The following is a 20,507-nucleotide window of genomic DNA, read 5'->3' as shown; positions in this document are numbered from 1 at the left end:
CTTCATTGTTTTATGGCCGACCCTTTTACGATTTCGTTTTTGATGAAAATGATTACGGACCGCGTGGATATGATGCTTACGCGCGGCTTGACTCTGGAGCGTGTTACGGCCTCCCAGGGCCGGGTGCTGGCTTACCTGATGTCCCGTGACGGAGAAAACGTCTCCCAGAGGGACATAGAGCGGCATTTGGGAGTCTCCCATACCACGGCCAAGGGAATTGTCCAGAGGCTGGAACAGAAGGGCTGGGTAACCACGGCTTTTGACAGTGAAGACGGACGGCTGAAGAATGTGTACCTGACGGATATGAGCCGGGGAGTTCATGAGTCCATTTGCCAGCAGATAGGAGTGATTGAAAATACGCTGCTGGACGGGGTGCCGGAGGAAAGCCGCAGCATGCTGAGGGATCTGCTCCGGCGCATGTACGACAATCTCAAATAATAAAAGCCCGTGCTTTTTTCCGGGGAACGGGTTTGGAAAAATATGAAGCATGCTTCAATAATATTGTTAACCAACAACATGAAAGCACACTATATACTGATAGCGGCCCTGTGCGGGCTGGCAGGGTGCCGGGAAGACAACGGCGCTGCGGATGCTGCAAACCGGAGGGAAATGCCTCCGCTCAAGGTTTCCGTGATGAATATGGAGCAGAGAACGGTGGAGTTGAAATCTTCCTGGTTCGGCCATTTGCGCGGGGTGGAGCAGGCGGACATCAGGCCGCAAGTTTCCGGAACGCTGATACGCCAGGTTTACTGGGACGGCTCCATTTGCAACAAGGGAGAACTGCTCTTTGAAATTGACCCGGCTACCTATCAGGCCGCCGTGGACAGGGAGGCGGCCAACCTGGCTACGGCTCGTGCCGTCAAACTTCAGGCGGAAGCTTCTCTGAACAGGGTGCAGAAGGATTTGGACCGCTATGACAAACTGATCAGGACGGGGGCTATTTCCGTCAAGAACCTGACGGACGCGCAACAGAACCTTAAGGAGATGCAGGCTGCTCTGGAAGAGGCGGAAGCGGGCATCAAGCAGGCGGAAGCCTCCCTGGAAAACGCCCGGATCAATCTGGACCGCACCAAAGTACGCGCGCCGTTCCGGGGACTGGCTTCCAAGGCGACGGCCAGCGTGGGGGAACTGATTTCCGCCAGCGGCTCGCCGCTCACTACCATGTCTTCCATCGACCCCATCCGGGTGGATTTTTCCGTGACGGGAAAACAGGTTCTCAGCCGTCTGATGGATGGAACCGTGAATGTGAAAACCGGGCGCATGGGAGACATGCCGGATTTTGAACTGATTCTGGAAGACGGCTCCGTCTTTGAAAAGAAGGGGAAGGTGGTTTCCGTGGACAGCGAGGTGAGCCGTTCGACGGGCACCGTCAATTTCATCGGCCATATTCCCAATCCGGATCTGAAACTGCGTTCCGGAATGGCGGTGCGCGTGCGCGCCGTGACGGGTACGGAGAAGGATGCCTTGCTGGTTCCCGCCCGCGCCCTGCTTTCTTCCATGAACCACCGCAACATCATGGTGGTGGCTCCGGACGGGACGCCGCGCCGCATTGACGTGCAGCCGGGGGAAACCGTAGTCCTTGACATGCCTGACGGCAAGGGCGGAACGGCCCCCATGCTGATGCAGATAGTGACGGGAACGGTCAAGCCCATTCCGGAATCTCTGAAGGAAATAGGATTCGGAAAGCCGGCGGATGCTCCCGTCATTGTGGAAGGCGGCATGATGGCCGCCCAGTATTCCAAGGCGAACAGCCTGATGCGGGAACATGGTGCCACGGAAGGGTTCGGGACGGTTGTCCCCGTTCCCTTCATCTATACCGCCCCTGTTTCCACCACTCCTTCCGTAACTGCCAAATAAGCCATGAGTGCGTTTTTCATCAAGCATCCCGCAATCGCAGCCGTGATTGCCATTGTGACCACGCTGCTGGGGCTGGTCTGCATGTTCAACCTGCCTATTTCCCAGTATCCGGAAATCACGCCGCGCACCATCCAGCTTCAGGCCATGTTTCCGGGGGCCAGCGCGCAGGCGGTGGCGGATTCCGTGGGCACTCCCCTGGAACGCCAGATTTCCGGCGTGCAGGGCATGGACTACATGACGTCCGTTTCCTCCAACAACGGCGTGTATAACCTTTCCGTCATTTTTGAACCGGGTTCTGATACGGATATTGACCAGGTGCTGACCAATATGCGCTATGGGCAGGCCTCCTCCCAGCTTCCGCAGGAAGTTCAGAGCACGGGCGTGACCATCAAGCAGCAGCCGGGGCTTCCGCTGATGATTTATTCCCTGACATCCCCGGACGGCAGTTATAATTCCGTGGATTTGGCGAACTATGCCCAGGTGAAGCTGGTGGATGAACTCAAGCGCGTGGAGGGCGTGGGGGAAGTTCAGGTGTACGGCGCGGGGCGTTATGCCATCCGCATCTGGCTGGATACGTCCAAAATGACCCATTACGGCGTTTCCGTCAATGAAGTGCGGGGCGCCATCTCCGCCCAGAACACCACCAACCCCGGCGGCAAGATTGGGGCGGACCCCGTGCCGGACGGCCAGGAGCAGACCATTACCGTGCGCACTCAGGGGCGTCTTTCGGAGCCCCATGAATTTGAAGACATCATCATTCGCCAGAATGGGGATGAAATCCTGTACCTGAAAGATATTGCCAAGGTGGAACTGGGAGCTGAAGACTATTCCGCCACCGGCCGCCTGAACGGAGAAGTTTCCGCGGCTATCGTTATCTTCCAGTCTCCGGGTTCCAACGCCATCGCTACGGCGGACCGCGTGGAAAAACTGCTGGAAGCCAAGGCTCCGCTGATGCCGGAAGGAATTACCGGGCGCGTTTCCCTGGATACGACTACGGCGGTGCGCTATTCCATTGATGAAATCAAGCACACGTTCATGGAAGCCGTCATCCTGGTGGCCCTGGTCGTGTATGTTTTCCTTCAAAACTGGCGCGCCACCCTCATTCCGCTCATCGCCGTTCCGGTTTCCCTTATTTCCACGTTCTGCCTCTTTCCCGTCCTGGGGTTTTCTCTGAACACCATTTCCCTTCTTGGCATGGTGCTGGCCATCGGCCTGGTTGTGGATGACGCCATTGTGGTGGTGGAAGCCGTGCAGGAGCACATAGACAAGGGGCTCAATCCGCGCATGGCTTCCTTCGCCGCCATGCAGGAGGTATCCGGCCCCGTCATCGCCATTGCCTTGGTGCTGGCGGCGGTATTCCTGCCTTCCCTGCTGCTGGAGGGCATCACGGGAACGCTGTTCAAGCAGTTCGCCGTGACCATCGCCATTTCCATGCTCATTTCCGCCTTTAATGCGCTGACGCTTTCCCCTGCCTTGTGCGCCCTGTTGCTGAAACCCCGGAATGCGGGCAGGAAGAGCCTCTTTTCCCCATTTCACCGTTTGTTCAACTGGTGTTACGGACGTGTCTCCAACGGCTATACCCGCATGTGCGGAAGCCTGGCCCGCAAGCTGGCGATTTCCATCCCCCTCCTGTTGTTATTCTGGGGGGCGGTGGCTCCTGTGGCGGAGCGCGTTCCCGGCGGCTTTCTTCCGGATGAGGACCAGGGCTTTCTGCTGGCCTGCCTGATCCTGAAGCCGAATACCTCCCTGCAGGTTGCCTATGAACAGGACAAAAAATTTGAGGCGGCCCTCCAGGATCCCGCCGTGAAGAACCTTACTACCGTGGTGGGGCTCAACATCCTCAACAGCGTGCAGACTCCCGGCGCCTGCATTGCCTACATTGAGCTCAAGGACTGGAGCGAACGGCCGGAAACCTCCGCGGAGCTGGCCGGAAAGCTTCAGGGAAAGCTGGCCCAGGCCGGCCTGGACGGTATGGCGATGGTGCTGGAACCTCCCGCCATCCCCGGCGTGGGAACCGCCAACGGGGTTACGATGGTACTGGAGGATCTGGAAGGGCAGGGCGTAGCTTATCTGCATGAACAGGTGCAACGGTTCCAGGAAGCGGCTTCCCGGCGTCCGGAAATAGCCTTGTGCATAGACATGATGATGGCGGACATGCCGCAGAAGTACGTGAACCTGGACAAGGAAAAATGCAAATTCCACAAGGTGGATATTGACGTGGCCAACGGCATTCTGGCCTCCTACAACGGTTCCTCCTTCATCAATTACTTCAATGCCTTCGGCCAGCAGTGGCAAGTGTATATCCAGGCGCAGGGCGAAGACCGCGCCAGCCTGGAGAAGATGGACGGCTTCTTTGTCACGAACGCGGACGGAGCCCGCGTGCCTCTCTCCGCCCTGGTAAACATCAGAGAGATAGAGGATACGGAATTCGTGATGCACCATAACATCTACAACGCCGCCAAATTGAACGTGATGCCCCGGCCCGGCCACTCCACCCAGCAGGTGATGGACGCGCTGGAGGAAGTGTTCCATCAGACGATGGATCCTACGAAGGTTGGCTTCGACTACCAGGACATGAGCTTCCAGGAAAATAAAGTGCGCAACAGTATTGGGCTGGGGGCCATCTTCACCATGTCCGCCGTTTTCGCCTTCCTTATCCTGGTGGCGCTTTATGAGAAATGGTCTCTTCCCCTGGCGGTTTTCCTCACGGTTCCCATTGCCGTGCTGGGGGCCTATGCAGGGTTGTTCTGGCAGGGCATGGAGCTGACGCTCTACGCGCAGATCGGTCTGGTGATGCTGGTGGGTCTGGCGGCCAAGAACGCCATCCTCATCGTGGAATTCGCCAATCTGGAGATGCAGCGCGGCAAGGGCCTGATGGAGGCTACGCTGGTTGCCGCGCGTCTGCGCCTGCGTCCCATTTTGATGACTTCTCTGGCATTCGTTCTGGGATGTATCCCCCTGATGCTTTCCTCCGGTTCCGGAGCTCTGGCGCGCAACGCTATCGGTACGGTGGTGGTGATTGGCATGGGGGTGGCTACACTGGTGGGCGCTTTTCTGATTCCATGTTCTTATGTGTTCATCATGAGATTATTCCGTATTAAATTCTCCCTGAATGATCTGAAGGAGGATCCGGATGAAGTGGGAGCCAGGAAATACCTGGCCGCCCATACGAAGGACTGATGTTTTACAGATTGTCCTGTTCCGGCGCTGACCATCCAGGGCAGCGCCGGAGCTTGCTTTCGGAACCGGAGGGGAGTATTTTCTTGTCCGGACGCCGGGAGTAACGCCGGGTCATTTTAAGGGAATGAATGAGTACCGGCAGATAACTGAAGCTTTTCAGGAAAACTTCCGTAACTACGGAGAATTGGGCGCCTCCGTTTCTGTCTGGAAGGAGGGAAGGGAAATCGTTTCCCTGCATTCCGGGTTTGCCGCAGCGGATAAAACGCGTCCATGGACGGAACATTCGCTGGTGCCCGTTTACTCCGCCACCAAGGGAGCCGCATCCGCCACCCTTCTGCTGGCCCTGCACCAGCAGGGAGCCTCGCCGCAGATGAGCATGGGGGAACTGTGGCCTGAATTCCCGCTGCCCTATGCATCCATCGCGCAGATGATGTCCCATCAATGCGGTTTGGCGGCTTTCTCCCGGACGGCAAGCGTGTTTGACCATGAGGATTGCGTGCGCGCCCTGGAGGAAACCGTTCCGGCGTGGCAGCCGCCGGAACACGGTTACCATCCGCATACTTACGGAGTGATGCTTGATGAACTCATGCTGCGGCTGACCGGGGAACGCCTGTGGCGTTACTGGGAGGAATGCATCCGCAAACCGTTGAATCTGGATTTTTACATCGGGTTGCCGGAATCCGAATGGAACCGCGTGGCGACGCTGTATCCCGGCAAGATGGACATGTCCAACATGGGTACGCCGTTTTATCTGGAATACATGAACAAGGGCACGCCCGTAAACCGTGCGTTCAATACTCTGATAGGGCTGAACAGTGTGCGGCAGATGAACACGCCGGAAGCGTGGGTGTACGGAGTTCCGGCCTTTGGCGGCGTGGCTTCCGCCCGCGGCATGGCGCAGTTCTACCAGGCCTGCCTGGGGCTGGATGAACTCCGGGTATTCCCGTCCGACGTGCGCGGCTGGATGCGGAACGTCGTCATTGACGGGCCGGACCTGACGCTGAAAACGCCCACCGCCTTTTCCTGCGGCTTCATGCACGATCCCGCAGACCCCGCCACGGGCCGCAAGCTGCGCCATCTGTTCGGCTCCGGCGGCTTCGGTCATGCCGGGGCGGGCGGTTCCCATGCCTTTGCGGATCCGGCCCACGGCCTTTCCTTCGGCTACGCGATGAACCGCATGGACTTGAACGTGCTGCCCGGCGTGAAGACCCGGAACCTTATCAGCGCAGTCATGAAAGAAGTGGCTGGAGAGTGTTCTTAACCTGAGCCCCGGCTATCTGTTCAATTCCATCGGAAGTTTCCGGATAGTTTATTCGTTCCTATTCTTGCGGCCTTTTTTAATCTGAATGTGGGGGGACAAAGAATGATTCTTCAGTCATTCCCTTGTTGCCGTGTCCCCTGTTGAAAAATCAGGGTTCCGTTTGCCGGGGATGGCGACCCCGGCCTTTGGAGGGAGCGGCTGGTTACCACCCTCCGCCCAGGGCGCGCGCGAGCTGCACCACGGCCTTGCGGATGTTCTGCTTCATGGTGACCAGGGATTCCTCCGAGCTGAGCCAGGAACGCTGGGCGGTGATCACGTTCAGGAAGTCCGTCTCGCCGTTGATGTACAGGGTGCGGGAGAGCTGGAACGCTTCTCTGTTGGCGTTGTTTTCCTTGTGCAGGTATTGCATCTGGGAGGTATAGCTGCCATAGGCGATCAGGGCGTCCTCCACCTCGGAGACGGCGGTAATGAGCGTTTTGCGGTAAGTTTCCGCAGCTTGTTCTGCTGCGGCTTTCTGGGCGCGTACCGTGGCTCTCAGGGCTCCGCCCCGGAACAGGGGCTGGAGCAGATTCCCTCCCAGGGACCAAGCGTTGTTGTTTTCCCTGAAGAGCTGGCCGAAATCTCCGCCGCGGCTGGAAAGGGAGCCCGTCAGGCTGAAGCGCGGGTACAGATCCGCTACGGCTACGCCCACGTTGGCCACGGCCGCGTGCAGGTCCGCCTCAGCGGCGATAACGTCGGGCCTGCGCCGCAGGAGTTCGGAGGGGAGGCCTACCGGAACGGTGGGCGTTTTCTCAAAGACGGAAGCTTTGGGCAGCGTCAGTTCTACACGGGAATTGTATGTTCCCAGCAGCACGGCGAGCTGGTTTTTAGAGGAGGCCACCTGTGCTTCCAGTTGCGGGATGCGGCTTTCCGTGGAGGCGACGGTGGAGGTGGCCTGCTCCACATCCAGACGGGGGGCGAATTCCGTTTTGTAGCGTTTTTCCGCAATGGTGAGGGTGCTGCGTTGGATTTCCAGTTGTTCCCTGGCGATGCGGAGCTGTTCGCAGGCGGTAATCCAGTCAAAGTAGGCCGTGGCGACGTCCGCCAGCAGGGCTGTGCGCACGGCTCCTGCGGAAGCTTCTGTGGACATGAGGGAGGCGCGGGAGGCCTCGATGGAACGCCGGTTGCCGCCAAAGAGGTCCAGCTCCCAGGAGGTGGACGCTCCCAGGGAGAAGTTCTGGGAAGTGGAGCTGCGAAAACCTCTGTCCGGGGACAGGCTCCACCCGGCGCTGGCGTCTGCGGAGGGAAGCAGGGATGCCTGGGAGACGCGGAGCTTTTCCCTGGCCTCCCGGATGCGGAGCAAAGCCACCTTCATGTCCGGATTGTTGTTGAGGGAGGTGGAGACCAGGCGGTTGAGCTGGGGGTCTCCAAAGATATTCCACCAGGAACGCAAATCTTTGTCCGAACTGTGGGGGGGCCTGTTCGCCTCCCACGTGGCGGGGAGGTCATTGGTCGGCGTCCGGAAATCAGGGCCTACCATGCAGGAGCCAAGGAAACAGGCGGCCAGAAGGGGGAGATGTTTGAACGTGGATGACATGGAAAAATAAAAAGTAAGGTGTTATTCGTGGCGAAGGGCATCAATGGGGTCCATCTTGGACGCCTTCCAGGAGGGGTACCATCCGAAGGCCAGGCCGATGAATACGGAGACGCCTACAGCCAGAGCCATGGCTTCCGGGGAGGAGGCCGTGGCCCAGTTCATGGTGCGGCTGACGATGATGGAGATCGCCTTGCCGAGCATGATGCCCAGCGCGCCGCCCACCACGCAGAGCAGCACCGCTTCCAGCAGGAACTGGCGCATGATATCCTGCGGACGGGCGCCCACCGCCATGCGCAGGCCAATTTCCTTGGTCCGTTCCGTGACGGAAACGAGCATGATATTCATGATGCCGACGCCGCCGACGACCAGAGAGATCATGGCCACGATCATCAGCAGATTGGTCATCACTTCCGTGGTGCTGCTCATGGCGCGGGACATTTCCGCCATGTCCCATACCCGGAAATCGTCCAGCTGGCCGTCCTTGAGGTTGTGTTTGGCACGGATCACTTCCGTAATCTGGTCAATGGCCTCGGAGGAGCGTTCCGGGTCTGAAATCTGAGCCATGATGGAATCAATATTGTTGAAGCGCCGCGGATGGGGCGCGTCCGTATAGGGCTGGTCCGTAGTTTCCGTGTAGTAATCCACGGAACTGGCGGTGTATTTATCTGCCCGGTTGAAGGTGGTGGTGCTGTTGCCGGTGGAAGTGGTGGTGGAACCGCCGCCCAGGCCCTGGAGGCGGTAGCGGATGCTTGTCCACGGGAGGATGATGGAGTCGTCCTGGTCGCGTCCCATCATGTTGGCCCCTTTTTTCTGAAGGATGCCGATGACTTTGAACATGACATTCTTGATGCGGATATCCTTGCCCAGCGGGTCTTCGTCCCCGAAAAGTTCCTTGGCCACCGTCTGGCCAATGACGCACACGCGCCTGGCCTGTTCCACATCTTCCTCGGAGAAGGGCTGGCCTCGCGCCATGTCATACCAGCTTTTGATTTTCAGGTATTCCACGGAACCGCCCTCTACAGTTTCCGGGCTCCAGTTCTTGTTGCCGTAAATGACTTGGCCGCTGGCGCGCACCACGGGGGTAGCCCGCAGAACCATGGGGCAGTCCTTCGCAATGGCTTCGCAGTCTGCGTTGGTCAGGGAGGCCCGTCCGCCCGCGCCGGTATTGACGCCGCTTTTGGAGATGGCTCCGGGGCGGATATTCAGCGTGTCCGCCCCCATGGAAGCGATGGTATTTTTAATCTGGAGCGTAGATCCCTGGCCGATTTCCACCATGGCGATTACTGCGGCAATGCCGATGATGATGCCCAGGATGGTGAGGGCTGCGCGCATGGGATTGCGCACCAGGGCCCTGATGCAGGTTTTAAGGAGAGGAAGGAATTTCATACGTCGTCCTTGCTAAGCATATCGGAAATCCCTTCGCAGATAAGGCCGTCCGCCATGTTGATGGCCCTGTCCGTGAAGGCGGCTATTTTGGGGTCGTGCGTCACCAGGATGACTGTGATTCCCTGTTGGCGGTTCAGGTCCTTGAACATGTGCAGCACTTCCTTGGAAGTGGTGGAGTCCAGGTTTCCCGTTGGTTCGTCCGCCAGCAGGATGCTGGGGTTGTTGATGAGGGAACGGGCAATGGCTACGCGCTGCTGCTGTCCGCCGGAAAGCTGGGCCGGGGTGTGGTCCATGCGGTCGGAAAGGCCTACCAAATTCAGCAATTCCACGGAACGTTCGCGCATGGCTTTCATGCTGAGGGCGGGGTGGGCATATACGGCAGGCATCATCACGTTTTCCAGGGCTGTGGTACGGGAGAGCAGGTTAAAGTTCTGGAAGACGAATCCGATGCGCTTGTTCCGGAGAGTGGCGCGTTCTGCGGCGTTGAATTTGGCAACGTCTTCCCCGGCAATATAGTAATGGCCTGAGGTAGGGCGGTCCAGACAGCCCAGGATATTCATCAGGGTTGATTTCCCTGAGCCGGATGCCCCCGTGAGGGAGACGAATTCCCCTTCATTGATATCCAGGGTGATGCCCTTGAGTACTTGAAGGTCTATTTCTCCCAAGTGGTACACCTTGGTTATGTCACGTAAGCGGATCACGTTGTTGGAATGCTTGATGCGGTAAAAAAGAGTGATTGAGCGGTCGGATGAAGGCGGTTCCCCGGGTTAGGGAGGCGGGGGCGGCCCGTCATTGCCAGCCGAGGCTGCCGTTTTCGTGTTGCCTGTGCTCGGCTTGCGGCGCGGGGGCATTTTGGGCGCGAACGGGTTTTCCCCGCCGGCGGAGGCGGAAGAACCGTCCCCCGAACTGTCGGAGCGGTTCAGTATCTGAGCCGTAGAGACGATTTCCATTCCTTCCCGGAGCGTTTCTCCCGCAATGGCCGTCAGCATGCCGTTGCTTTCCCCTTTGGTGACCAGGTGGGGATAAAGAAGATTGTTCCGCAATTCCCAAACCACGGCTTTTTTCTTTTGTCCGTCCCGGACGGGGGCGGCCAGCTCCGGCTGCATCCGGTCAAAGGCCGCTTTTTGTTCAGCACTGACCAGTTCTGTTTCCGGGCGGAAGCGGAGGGCCGCATTGGAAACGAGGAAAGCGTTTCGTATGTCCTCCACCACGAATTGGACATTTGCCGTCAGATAGGGGATAAGAAGCTTGTCCGGATTGGGTACATCAATGTCCACGATGTAAGTGACCACATTGGACGTCATGGTTGCGTCCAGCCGTATCTTGTCCACCGTTCCCTTGAATTTGCGGCCGGCGAAAGCGTCCACGGTGAACAGTACCTCCTGCCCCTTGCGGATGCTGCCGATGTCCGCCTCGTTCACAGCGGCCCAAATTTTCAGCTTGGAAAGGTCTGTGGCGATGTAAAACAGGCTGGAGGCGCTCATGCTGGAAACCACTGTTTGGCCTATGTTGACCAGGCGTTTGACCACGACGCCGTCCACGGGGGACTTGATGGTGGTGTATTCCAGGTTGCGCATTTCCTTTTTCAGCGCGGCTTCCGCCTGTTTCAGGGAGGCTTCCGCTTCCTGCAGGGAGGCTTCCGCCACGGCTACGTTGGCGCGGGCGGTTTCTTCATCCGCAATATACTGGTCGTAGCTGGATTTGGACAGGGCATCCCCAGGCCCCAGCTTTTCCGCGCGTTCCCGGTCCAGTCTGGCCTGCTGGTGCTTGGCTTTGGCCTGCTGGATGTCCGCCTTGGAGCGGGCGATTCCGGCAATGGCCTGCGCTTTGGAGGCTTCCGCCCTCTGAACGTCCAGCTGCACGGGAAGCTTGTCGATTTCCGCGAGCATCTGACCGGCTTTTACAGGGCTGGAATAATCCACCACCTTGCCGTTCAGGTCCTTGCCGAACTCCATGATGATTCCGCTGACCTGGGCGCCTACATCTACCAGTTCATCAGGCTCCGTGACGCCGGTTGCTTCGATGGTGATCATCAGGTTTCCTTTTTCAAGAGGTTCTGTCTGGTAGTCCACCTGGATGGCTTCATTTCCTTTCCACTGTTCCCAGGCAAACCAGATGCCTCCGAGAACGGCAATGACGATGATGAGTTTGATGAATCCCTTCACGACTATATTATACTTCGCAATAATGAAAAAGTTGCACGGATGTTAAAAACTTTTCCGCAACGGAGCATGATCCTATCATGATTTCCGGAAATGTCTAAGGGATTATTATGTTTATTAACAGTTGCTGTTTATTAACTAATAATATTTCCTTTCTTCCTTCTCGTCCAGTGACGGAAGGAGCGGGAATGGAGGGCCACGAAATATCTGAAGGCGGCAGTTGCCGGTGGCCGCATTCGATCTTTTGGGGAATTGGCTTCTCCGTATTTGTAAATGCTGCGAGGGTGAGAAGAGCGGGGAAAGGAGGTGAATCCCGACAGGAGTAATGTTGCCCAAGAGGGCAATCCCGGCTGACCTGCGGGCTCAAGGAGGGGAAAAACGTTGAAAGAACGAGCTTTCTGGATTCAGGTGATGGAAAAAAGACACCGCTGCACCGTCTCTGGCTGTGAGCCACGTTCCCGTGCCTCAATAGAGCGGGGACTTCCGCCGCTGTTTTGACTTTTCCGGTATAGGACGTAGTCAGCCCTGCGTCGGGGCTGCCCCCATTAGGTTGTAATATCGGTCCGGGCCACTTTGCCAGGCGATGACGAGTGCAGCAGCCACCACCTTATATACCTCATGGTAGGGAATGTTCCAAGGTGTTTTTGCAATCTTTTCAGACATGGAGGGAACTTTCCCGTGGAGCGATTGATTTTGAAAGGGATGCTGCTTTCAGCGGTGTTCTTCCAGCCATTCCTTTAACACAAGGCGGTCCGCAGGCGCCCAGGGCAGTTCTTCCAGCGTACGGCGGGAGAAGAACCCCAGGTTTTCATGTTCCAGAGGCCGGGGCAGGGCGCAAAGTTCCAGACGGCACAGAAAGGGGATAAGGCGGATAATGCGTTCAGGCTCCCGGTGCCGTACGGGGGTGAGCATGCGGACGGGGAAGACGGTGCATCCCAGCTCTTCCCGTATTTCCCGTATGACGGCGTGCCGGGCATTCTCCCCTGGTTCCACTTTTCCGCCGGGGAATTCGTAAAGAAGCCCGTTGGACTGCCCCGTTTTCTTTTTGGCGCCCAGAAGAAGAGGGCCCCGTGCGGCGGGCAGTTCAATCAGGGCACAGCAGACGTCCAGCGTGTTCATGGGGCGTAAAAGTCCAGGTTATGCAGGTTGATGATGCGGGTGTCCGTATCCAGGACGCCGAAACCGATGCGTCCGGTCCTGCCCTGGAGTTCTCCGGGATTGGCCAGCAGGCAGCCGCCGCATCTTTCGCTCACGGCCTGGTGGGTATGGCCGTACAGGGCGGCGTCTGCGTTTCCGCTGCGCGCTTCCCGCAAGGCGTATTTTGGGTAATGGGAGAGGGAAAGTTTCATGCCGTACCGGGTGATAAGGGCATGTTCCGGATGCAGGCGCGCCGCCGGGGAACTGGCGGCCATCCGCCGCATGGTTTCCACATCGTAGTCGTTGTTGCCCGGAACGGCATCCAGAGGAAAGTCCTCCGTCAGTTCAATCAGGCGCCGGAAACTCTCCGGGGTGGTGCAGTCGCCCAGGAAAATGAAATGTCCGCAGCCCAGCAGGCGCATCCGGTGCATGGCTGGCTCCAGATGGTCTGTGCGGTTGTGCAAGTCGGAAAAAATGCCTATCTTCATCTTTTTTCAACAATTCATGGCATGAATGGGCCATGCCTTCAATTCATCCGGCAGGGAAAGCGGGAGCGGATGGCCTCCCTCCTTGCGCAGCAGGCAGGTGAAACCGCCCGCTCCTGCTCCGTGGAAGGGCATGAGCCGGTAGCAGGCTTCCTGCGTCAGGGAGGAACGGAAATGCTCCAGCTCCGGCACGGTTATGGTGTGCAGGTCCGGATGGCGTTTCAGCAGGTACAGGACATTGCGTTCATTTTCCTCCGGAGCGTAAGTGCATGTAGTGTACAGCAGGAAGCCGCCGGGAGCCAGACACCGGAGGGCGGCCAGCAAAATGCCCCGCTGCCGCTTGGCGTTGCCTCCGGTGACGGAGGAATTGAAACAGCCGGGGTTGGGAATGCCTTTGGCCAGCAGGGACTGCCCGCTGCACGGGGCATCCGCCAGAATGAGGTCAAAACACCCGGGGGCCAGTTCCGCCCACTGGTCCGGGCGCAGGCGCTGGGTGTACAGATTGGTGAAGCCGCAGCGAAGCAGGTTGTGGCGCAGAATGCCCAGGCGCTTCGGATTCACTTCGTTGGAAACATGCTCCTGCGGAGATACCCGCGTCTGCGCCAGAATGCTTTTCCCTCCCGGCGCCGCGCACATGTCCAGGCAGCGTTCCGGACGAAACGGAAGATGCGCCAGAGGGGCCGTTTCCCAGACGGACGAAAGATCCAGGGGATAGTAATAGCCGCATTCGTAATCCGGCAGGGAGCCGGGTTTGGTTTCCGCCTCTCCGGACGGGAGCGCCAGGATGGAGGAATGCCCCCACTCCTGCGGCGTGTCCTTTGCCGGCAAGGGCGGCCTGTAGCCTTCCGGTGCCTTCGGGGTGATGACCAGCGCGCTTCTGGAACGGTTCCCGGCCTGCATGGCGTCCAGGAAATCCCGTTCCTGTTCCGCCGTCAATTCCAGTTTGCGGGCGAGTTTGAGTATTTGGGAGGAAGACACGAGATCAGGCCCGGAATGTTTCTCCGAAGTGGGTGTTGAGAGCCAGATGGGCGGCCCCCAGGATGCCCGCCTCCGTACCGAACTGGGCGGGAAGGATTTCAAGGTATTCCACCAGAGGGGCGGCGAGCTGGGTTTTCATGATTTCCTGAAGGGGCTGGAAAAGCAGGGTTCTGGCCTTGGCCACGCCCCCGCCGATGATGATGGCTTCCGGGTTCAGGAGATAGCAGCAATTCATCAGGGCGCAGGAGAGTTTTACGGCCAGGTCCCGCCATACTTGCTCGGCTACTTCATCACCAGCCAATGCGGCCCGTTCCAAAGAGATGGGGTTGCAGTCCACAATGGCCTTGTCAATGCCGTGGCTGGCATACAGCGTGCGTGCATCCGCAGCTATTTCCCGGTTGCCTACATAATCTTCCAGGGAGCCGCGGTTTCCGTAATGGCCCAGACGCCCCCGGTAGTCGATGCTCGTCTGCCCCAGCTCCCCGGCGGAGCAGGTAGCCCCGCGCAGAAGTTCTCCGTTCACGATCAGGCCGCTGCCAACGCCGGTGCCGAGGGTCAGGCAGACCAGATGCCTTTTTCCTTTTCCGGCGCCCAGCTTCCATTCCGCATAAGCCATGCAGTTGGCGTCGTTTTCCACGTATACGGGCAGTCCGCAGGCAGCCTGGAGCATGTCCTTTACCGGAACGTTGTTCCAACCGGGCACGTTGGTAAGCGTATAAACGGTCCCCTGGTAAAAATTGACGAACCCCGGCATTCCCATGCCGATGGCCTGCACTTCCGGGTGATTCAGCCGCAGCATATTCACGAACTGGGCTATGGCTTCAATCAGTTGATCGGGATTGCCGTATTCCTGGGTGGCTATTGAAGGAGCGTGGGCGATTACTTCCGCGCCCTTGACGACCCCCATCTTGATGGAGGTGCCTCCGAAGTCAATGCCGATGGAGGGAATGGTTGAAGCTGTCATATAACGCCAATATAGAATTTTACCGGGCGTTGAAAAGGTTAAAAGAAGTATGTTCCCGGTAAAATCCCGACAGGAAAATAGAGGGTGCAAAAGGGGGGGGAATGACTTGTTTCATCACTGAATTTTCTTGAATGAACATTTGGGCGTTTGTAATGTCTCATAGTCTAGTCAGCGGGGCGTGTTCCGCCCTCTGTTCGTGAAATATTGTCAACCTCAGCCCATAGAGACACCTCCTATGCCTACTCCCAAGAAAACCAATAGCAAGACCGTCGCCAAGGAAGTTCCGGCTTCCAAGAAAAAGACCTGCGGGAAGTCCGATTGCAAGACCGCTGTAGACCTGGAGGCTCCCGCTAAGAAGAAATGCTGCAGGAAAAAGGCGGCTGAACCGGAAAAAGCCGCCAAGCCCGCCAAAAAGGCTGCCGCCGCCGCGGCTGAAATGGAAAAGAAGCCTGCGCCGAAAACGGCCGGAAAGGCTCCGGTTAAAAAAGCTGCTCCTGCTCCCGTTGCCCCGGTTCCCGCTCCCGCGAAAAATGAATTGACGGATGAACAGGCGGAAGCCATTGCCGCCGCCAGGGCGGAACTGGCCGCCAACCCCGAATGGGAGCCTTTTGTGCAGATGCAGCGCCAGCATCTGCTGGACTTGCGCGACAGGGCTCTGGACAACATGAGCGGCGTGGCTCGCGATACTCTCCGGAATCATCCGGAAGGCAGTGAGGCTTCCGGCTCCGGGGAACACCAGGCGGATGCCGGCAGTGACGCCTATGACCGTGATTTTGCGCTCAGCCTGCTTTCCAAAGAGCAGGACGGCCTGTATGAAATCGAACAGGCGCTCGCCCGCATTGACAACGGAACATATGGCATCTGCGAAATGTCATACAAGGTCATTCCCATTCTGCGTCTGGAGGCCATCCCCTTTGCTCGGCTTACCGTGGAATGCCAGGCCCAGTGGGAAAAGGAAAAAGGCCAGAATGCCAGGTTCCGTCCCAGAGTGGCCCTGGGCTTTGCCGGAGGACAAAATGATGTAGATTTATCTGTTTCTCTTGACGATGACGAAGAATAGTGTATAAATCCTCCCCCGTAACACATTTTCATCATGCCAAGAGACATCATCATCCTCGAATGCACCGAGGCCAAAGCCGAAGGAAAGCCTACGTCCCGCTACGTCACCACGCGCAATAAAAAAAGCCTGCGTACTCCCGGCCGCCTGGAAAAGATTAAGTACAATCCTTTCCTGAAGCGCCGCACGCTTCATCGTGAAATGCGTTAACTGGTTCGGCTTATCGATTATCTTTATTATTATGTCCACTGAACCCAAGACTGTAGAACGCCGTATTCGTTTCCGCACGTGCAATCGCCAGATGCCGCGCCGCCGTCTCGACATCCCGATGGATCAGGTCAATCTGCTCAATCCTGATTTTCTGTCCAAGTTCACCTCTGAAACCGGCAAGATTCTTCCCCGCCGTGTGACCGGGCTGTCCGCCAAGATGCACCGCAAGGTAACCCGTGAAATCAAGCGGGCCCGTTCCATCAACCTTCTGCCGTAACAAGCCCCAAGGAAAATCTCTTTCGGTAGAATTGTCTTTGCAGGCGGGAGTTTGTCCGGTAACAGGGCAGACTCCCGCTTTATTTCCACCCATCATCCTTTTTCCCCATGCAGGAACTGAAAGATACCCAGTCCGAGGCGGATACGCGCAATATTTCCATTGACCGGGTGGGCGTAAAAGGGTTGCGCTTCCCCATCCAGATACAGGACAAGCTCAACCGCATCCAGTCCACTGTGGCGACGGTTTCTCTGGCGGTGGATCTGCCGGAAGAATTCAAGGGCACCCATATGAGCCGTTTTGTGGAGGCGTTGCACCAGCATGGCCCTTTGCTGGATGTGCATACGGCCCTGGCCATTCCGCGGGAACTGCTCCGCCGTCTGTCCGCCCGCCGTTCCCATGTGGAAATGGAATTCCCGTTTTTCCGCTCCAAAAACGCTCCTGTGACCGGAATTGAAGGGCTCATGGATTACGTTGTCCGGTTTGAGATGGAGGCGGAAGCGAACAACAAACTGGCTGATTTCAAGCTGACAGTTATCGTTCCCGTGACGACGCTCTGCCCCTGCTCCAAGGCCATGAGTGCCTACGGAGCCCACAACCAGCGCGGGCTGGTTACTTATTCCGTGCGTTTTGCCTCCAGGCCCGTCTGGATTGAAGACCTGATTGACCTGGTGGAATCCTGCGCGAGCTGCTCCCTGTTCAGCGTGCTGAAAAGGCCGGATGAAAAATGGGTGACGGAAAAGGCTTATGAAAACCCTGTCTTTGTGGAAGATCTGGTGCGCAACGTGGCGTTGAAAACGCAGAGTCATTCCGCCTTCAGCTGGTACCGGGTGGAAGCGGAAAATTTTGAATCCATCCATAACCACCAGGCATACGCCGTCATTGAGCGCGATTTGCGTTCCTGAACCATTTCCGGGCCGGATTTATGAACGATAACTGGTGGGCCATTGCCTCTCTCATCCTCTCCCTGGCTTTCACAGGGCTGGGATGGCGCCTGCTGGCTTCCGGTCGGCGGTTTTTATATGCCCATCTTTGGATGGCGTGCCTCTTTGTTCTCCAGACAGGGGCGCTATGCGTCAAAGCGTACCAGACGGGAATGTGTCCCATCCGCGGCGCTTCAGAGGTGCTCTTCTTCCTCTCCTGGAGCATCAATCTCTTTTATCTGATGCTGGGACGTGCTTACCGAATGTCCGTGCTTGGCATCTTTACGGCTCCGGCTATTGCCGTGCTGACGGTTTTTTCCCTGCTGATAGGCCGTTCCGGAGCGGACGTGCAGGGCACGCATGACTTCTGGGTGACGGCACATGTGGGCATAGCCATGATGTCCTACGGAGCCGGCGGCCTGGCCGCTGCCGCGGGGGCGGCGTTCTGCATGCAGAATGAATGTCTTAAAAGACACCGAATTCCCGGTACCTGCCGTGTGCTTCCTCCCATCCGTACACTGGAAGCCAGCATGAAGCGCCTGGTTCTTGTGGCATTCCTCCTTCTTCTGCTTGGGGAATGGCTTGGGTGGCGGGGGAATCTCCCCATTAATGCGGCCAAGACCTCCATTGTCATTCTTCTCACGGCAGGCTACAGCGTCCTGCTGTGGTTCATCTACCGCCGCGGCATTCCGGGAAGGATGTTGGCCTGCTGCTGCGTGGCCCTCTTTATTGCATCCATGAGCATTTTCCTGGTAAGTTGATGAGAATGGTTTGTTTAGGCTTGAATCACCGGACCGCTCCCGTGGAAATACGGGAGCGGTTTGCCGTGCCGTCCCATAAACTCCGGGAGGAAGGACAGCGCATCCGTTCCCTTCCTGGAGTGGACCAGTGCGTTGTGCTTTCCACCTGCAACCGCATGGAAATTTATTATTGGTCCAACGCTCCGGAAAATGCGCAGGAGCACATTTTATCCCATTTTCTGGGTGATGGGCGTGGGGAACTGGATATGGCTTCTTATTTTTACAGCCATCAGGGAGAAGATGCTCTAGGCCATCTGTGCCGCGTGCTGAGCGGCCTGGATTCCATGGTGCTGGGGGAAACGGAAATCTTCGGACAGGTAAAAACGGCTTACCAGACGGCCCTGGATGCCGGAGTAACTGCGGCCTGCGCCAACAAAACCTTTCAGAAAGCCTTTACTATCGGTAAAAAAGTGCGGACGGAAAGCCAGATTCATGCCGGGGCAACCTCCGTGGGATCCGTGGCAGTAGAGCTGGCGGAACAAATTTTCGGGGATCTTTCCGGCACCCGCGTCCTTATTCTGGGGGCGGGCGAGATGAGCCGCGTTACGGGGCGCGCCCTTCATGCCCGGGGTGCTGAGGGCATTTATGTGGCCAACCGCTCCTTTGACCGTGCGGTAGAGCTGGCGGGCATGATCGGCGGCCAGGCCATCCGGTATGACGTGTGGGGGAACTATCTCAGGGATATTGACGTGGTGGTGGCCGCCACCGCTGCTCCCCACTGCATCATCACCCGGGAAACGCTTCTGCCTTTGCGTGCCTCCCGTAAATACCGCTCCCTCTTTTTGATTGATATTTCCGTGCCGCGCAACATTTCTCCAGACGTGGCGGATATTGACGAAGTGTATCTCTACGATATTGATACCCTCACCCAGCTGGCGGATGAAGCCAAGCGCAGCCGGAAGCAGGAGGTTTCCCGGTGCGAGGCCATCATCCGGGACAGCATCTCCAGATATTTTCCGGATTCCGCTCTTTATGACCAGTAAAAATACCCTCATCATCGGCACCCGCGGGAGCGCCCTGGCCCTGGCCCAGGCGGATATGGTCCGTGCTGCCCTTTCCCTCCGTTATCCGGAACTGGACGTGCGCTGTGAAATCATCCATACTATTGGGGACCGCCGCACGGATGTTCCTCTGGCGGATGTGGCCCGCGTTTCCGGCATGGTGGACAAGGGGATCTTCATTAAGGAACTGGAGACCGCCCTCCGGGATGGCCGCATTGACGTAGCGGTGCACAGCCTCAAAGATGTGCCGAGCGAGCTTGCAGCCGGCTTCACGCTGGCCGCCGTCTTGCCCCGTGCTGCCGTGGAGGATGTGCTTATCACGAAAGAACCGGACTGGAACGGTTCTGGAACGCTGGCTACCGGAAGCGTGCGCCGACGCCTGATGGCGCGCACGTACTGGGGTTCCGGCCTGCGGTTTGAAAACCTGCGGGGGAATGTGCCTACGCGTTTGGGAAAGCTGGTGGAACATCCCGGCTGGGATGCCGTGATTCTGGCCAGGGCCGGTTTGGAACGCCTGGGGCTGTACGCGCCGGAAACCCTTGTGGAAGGAAGAAAACTTTACATGCGTCCCTTGCCGGTGGAAGTTTTTATTCCTGCTGTGGGGCAGGGCATCGTTGGAATGGAATGCCGTTCCTCGGACAGGGAGACGGCGGAAATGCTGGAAGGCATCAATGATCCGGAGTCTTTTGCCTGTGCGCTGGCGGAACGGGCTTTCCTGGTACGTCTGGGTGCGAACTGTTCCACGCCCGTGGGTGTTTACGCCCATCCGGATGGAGAGGAACTGGTTCTGCGGGCTGCGTATTACGTTCCGGGCAGGGAAGAGCCTTTTGCCGTTGTGATTCGCGGAGACCGGAAAGCCCCTGAAGCGCTGGGCCTTCGGGCTTTTGAAGAATTGGGCCTGAGTGGATGGCGGAAGACTTCCTCGTGTTCCGGATGCGGAGAAAAATAAAAAGGCTCCGGACCGGATCCGGAGCCTGAATCAGGCGAAAAACTCGCGGGCATTAATGTTTTTCCTTGGAGCCTGAGCTTTTATCGCTCATAAACTGCCCGGTTGAAGCATCGCGTTTGATGCGCCGCCCGGTTTTGCTTGTGGTAGTCTCGGAGCGTTTTTTGGAACTGCCCTTATGACTTCCACCCATGTGGGAACTGCTGGCCATATTGTATTCACCTCCTTTCCATTTTCTTCGCTTGTTCATGAACGAGAGAAGAAATCCTGCCGTATCATAGGTTCCCGTGACAGCATTTGGGGCTTGCGG

The 20,507-nt window shown here is 57.7% G+C and carries 19 protein-coding genes; 11 read left to right on the top strand and 8 right to left on the bottom strand.

Annotation, left to right across the window (positions count from 1 at the left end; all coding sequences use genetic code 11):
* Window positions 1-12: 12 nt before the first annotated feature.
* The 4 genes from AMUC_RS11675 to AMUC_RS00620 all read left to right on the top strand — a co-directional run bounded on the left by AMUC_RS11675 (window position 13) and on the right by AMUC_RS00620 (window position 6,298).
* Complete coding sequence (locus AMUC_RS11675) at window positions 13-438, top strand: MarR family winged helix-turn-helix transcriptional regulator (protein ID WP_012419169.1); 426 nt, start codon at window positions 13-15, stop codon at window positions 436-438.
* Window positions 439-516: 78 nt separating this feature from the next.
* A complete protein-coding gene (locus tag AMUC_RS11670; RefSeq protein WP_052294409.1) occupies window positions 517-1,857 on the top strand; it encodes an efflux RND transporter periplasmic adaptor subunit in 1,341 nt (446 codons plus the stop codon).
* Between the two features lie 3 nt (window positions 1,858-1,860).
* A complete protein-coding gene (locus AMUC_RS00625) occupies window positions 1,861-5,037 on the top strand; it encodes an efflux RND transporter permease subunit (protein WP_012419167.1) in 3,177 nt (1,058 codons plus the stop codon).
* A gap of 124 nt (window positions 5,038-5,161) precedes the next feature.
* Window positions 5,162-6,298: an EstA family serine hydrolase gene (locus AMUC_RS00620; protein WP_012419166.1), complete on the top strand. Its 1,137-nt coding sequence runs from the start codon at window positions 5,162-5,164 to the stop codon at window positions 6,296-6,298.
* A 202-nt stretch (window positions 6,299-6,500) separates the two neighbouring features.
* On the opposite strand, the gene AMUC_RS00615 is transcribed toward AMUC_RS00620, so the two are convergent.
* The 8 genes from AMUC_RS00615 to AMUC_RS00580 form a co-directional block, all read right to left on the bottom strand.
* Window positions 6,501-7,874, bottom strand: coding sequence for an efflux transporter outer membrane subunit (locus AMUC_RS00615; protein WP_012419165.1), 1,374 nt, complete (start codon window positions 7,872-7,874; stop codon window positions 6,501-6,503).
* Window positions 7,875-7,895: 21 nt separating this feature from the next.
* A complete protein-coding gene (locus tag AMUC_RS00610) occupies window positions 7,896-9,260 on the bottom strand; it encodes an ABC transporter permease (RefSeq protein ID WP_012419164.1) in 1,365 nt (454 codons plus the stop codon).
* Window positions 9,257-9,961, bottom strand: coding sequence for an ABC transporter ATP-binding protein (locus AMUC_RS00605; RefSeq protein ID WP_012419163.1), 705 nt, complete (start codon window positions 9,959-9,961; stop codon window positions 9,257-9,259). Before AMUC_RS00605 ends, AMUC_RS00610 begins: the two co-directional genes overlap by 4 nt.
* Before the next feature lie 66 nt (window positions 9,962-10,027).
* The gene (locus AMUC_RS00600; protein ID WP_012419162.1) at window positions 10,028-11,425 is read right to left on the bottom strand and encodes an efflux RND transporter periplasmic adaptor subunit; all 1,398 of its coding nucleotides are present in this window, start codon (window positions 11,423-11,425) and stop codon (window positions 10,028-10,030) included.
* Window positions 11,426-12,133: 708 nt separating this feature from the next.
* A complete protein-coding gene (locus tag AMUC_RS00595) occupies window positions 12,134-12,541 on the bottom strand; it encodes an NUDIX domain-containing protein (protein ID WP_012419160.1) in 408 nt (135 codons plus the stop codon).
* Entirely contained in the window at window positions 12,538-13,047 is a 510-nt protein-coding gene (locus AMUC_RS11665) for a metallophosphoesterase family protein (protein WP_012419159.1), read from the bottom strand. Before AMUC_RS11665 ends, AMUC_RS00595 begins: the two co-directional genes overlap by 4 nt.
* A gap of 6 nt (window positions 13,048-13,053) precedes the next feature.
* A complete protein-coding gene (locus AMUC_RS00585; protein WP_012419158.1) occupies window positions 13,054-14,022 on the bottom strand; it encodes an RsmB/NOP family class I SAM-dependent RNA methyltransferase in 969 nt (322 codons plus the stop codon).
* Window positions 14,023-14,026: 4 nt separating this feature from the next.
* Window positions 14,027-14,986, bottom strand: a complete 960-nt coding sequence (locus AMUC_RS00580) for an ROK family protein (RefSeq protein WP_012419157.1) — start codon at window positions 14,984-14,986, stop codon at window positions 14,027-14,029.
* Between the two features lie 235 nt (window positions 14,987-15,221).
* On the opposite strand from AMUC_RS00580, the gene AMUC_RS13060 reads away from it, so the two are divergent.
* The 7 genes from AMUC_RS13060 (at window position 15,222) to hemC (ending at window position 20,200) form a co-directional block, all read left to right on the top strand.
* A complete protein-coding gene (locus AMUC_RS13060) occupies window positions 15,222-16,046 on the top strand; it encodes a TraR/DksA family transcriptional regulator (RefSeq protein WP_052294408.1) in 825 nt (274 codons plus the stop codon).
* A 33-nt stretch (window positions 16,047-16,079) separates the two neighbouring features.
* Entirely contained in the window at window positions 16,080-16,253 is a 174-nt protein-coding gene (gene rpmG, locus AMUC_RS00570; protein ID WP_012419155.1) for a 50S ribosomal protein L33, read from the top strand.
* Window positions 16,254-16,284: 31 nt separating this feature from the next.
* A complete protein-coding gene (gene rpsR / locus AMUC_RS00565) occupies window positions 16,285-16,530 on the top strand; it encodes a 30S ribosomal protein S18 (RefSeq protein WP_012419154.1) in 246 nt (81 codons plus the stop codon).
* A 107-nt stretch (window positions 16,531-16,637) separates the two neighbouring features.
* Window positions 16,638-17,432, top strand: a complete 795-nt coding sequence (gene folE2, locus AMUC_RS00560) for a GTP cyclohydrolase FolE2 (RefSeq protein ID WP_012419153.1) — start codon at window positions 16,638-16,640, stop codon at window positions 17,430-17,432.
* 20 nt (window positions 17,433-17,452) lie between these two features.
* Window positions 17,453-18,211, top strand: coding sequence for a cytochrome c biogenesis protein CcsA (gene ccsA / locus AMUC_RS00555; RefSeq protein ID WP_012419152.1), 759 nt, complete (start codon window positions 17,453-17,455; stop codon window positions 18,209-18,211).
* Window positions 18,212-18,231: 20 nt separating this feature from the next.
* Window positions 18,232-19,233, top strand: a complete 1,002-nt coding sequence (gene hemA / locus AMUC_RS00550) for a glutamyl-tRNA reductase (protein WP_233420555.1) — start codon at window positions 18,232-18,234, stop codon at window positions 19,231-19,233.
* Window positions 19,223-20,200 carry a hydroxymethylbilane synthase gene (gene hemC / locus AMUC_RS00545; protein ID WP_012419150.1) on the top strand — a complete coding sequence of 326 codons (978 nt, stop codon included), beginning with the start codon at window positions 19,223-19,225 and terminating at the stop codon, window positions 20,198-20,200. Before hemA ends, hemC begins: the two co-directional genes overlap by 11 nt.
* Window positions 20,201-20,507: the final 307 nt, after the last annotated feature.

Origin of the sequence: Akkermansia muciniphila ATCC BAA-835 (assembly GCF_000020225.1) — a bacterium.
Lineage (GTDB): Bacteria > Verrucomicrobiota > Verrucomicrobiia > Verrucomicrobiales > Akkermansiaceae > Akkermansia > Akkermansia muciniphila.
Note: the sequence above shows the minus strand (reverse complement) of the source record. Positions and strands in the feature narration are given on the sequence as shown.

Excerpts from the sequence above, each read along its gene's own strand:
- AMUC_RS11675 (WP_012419169.1), top strand. The coding sequence starts at position 13 with ATGGCCGACCCTTTTACGATTTCGTTTTTGATGAAAATGATTACGGAC.
- AMUC_RS11670 (WP_052294409.1), top strand. The coding sequence starts at position 517 with ATGAAAGCACACTATATACTGATAGCGGCCCTGTGCGGGCTGGCAGGG.
- AMUC_RS00625 (WP_012419167.1), top strand. The coding sequence starts at position 1,861 with ATGAGTGCGTTTTTCATCAAGCATCCCGCAATCGCAGCCGTGATTGCC.
- AMUC_RS00620 (WP_012419166.1), top strand. The coding sequence starts at position 5,162 with ATGAATGAGTACCGGCAGATAACTGAAGCTTTTCAGGAAAACTTCCGT.
- AMUC_RS00615 (WP_012419165.1), bottom strand. The coding sequence starts at position 7,874 with ATGTCATCCACGTTCAAACATCTCCCCCTTCTGGCCGCCTGTTTCCTT.
- AMUC_RS00610 (WP_012419164.1), bottom strand. The coding sequence starts at position 9,260 with ATGAAATTCCTTCCTCTCCTTAAAACCTGCATCAGGGCCCTGGTGCGC.
- AMUC_RS00595 (WP_012419160.1), bottom strand. The coding sequence starts at position 12,541 with ATGAACACGCTGGACGTCTGCTGTGCCCTGATTGAACTGCCCGCCGCA.
- AMUC_RS11665 (WP_012419159.1), bottom strand. The coding sequence starts at position 13,047 with ATGAAGATAGGCATTTTTTCCGACTTGCACAACCGCACAGACCATCTG.
- AMUC_RS00580 (WP_012419157.1), bottom strand. The coding sequence starts at position 14,986 with ATGACAGCTTCAACCATTCCCTCCATCGGCATTGACTTCGGAGGCACC.
- AMUC_RS13060 (WP_052294408.1), top strand. The coding sequence starts at position 15,222 with ATGCCTACTCCCAAGAAAACCAATAGCAAGACCGTCGCCAAGGAAGTT.
- rpmG (WP_012419155.1), top strand. The coding sequence starts at position 16,080 with ATGCCAAGAGACATCATCATCCTCGAATGCACCGAGGCCAAAGCCGAA.
- rpsR (WP_012419154.1), top strand. The coding sequence starts at position 16,285 with ATGTCCACTGAACCCAAGACTGTAGAACGCCGTATTCGTTTCCGCACG.
- folE2 (WP_012419153.1), top strand. The coding sequence starts at position 16,638 with ATGCAGGAACTGAAAGATACCCAGTCCGAGGCGGATACGCGCAATATT.
- ccsA (WP_012419152.1), top strand. The coding sequence starts at position 17,453 with ATGAACGATAACTGGTGGGCCATTGCCTCTCTCATCCTCTCCCTGGCT.
- hemC (WP_012419150.1), top strand. The coding sequence starts at position 19,223 with ATGACCAGTAAAAATACCCTCATCATCGGCACCCGCGGGAGCGCCCTG.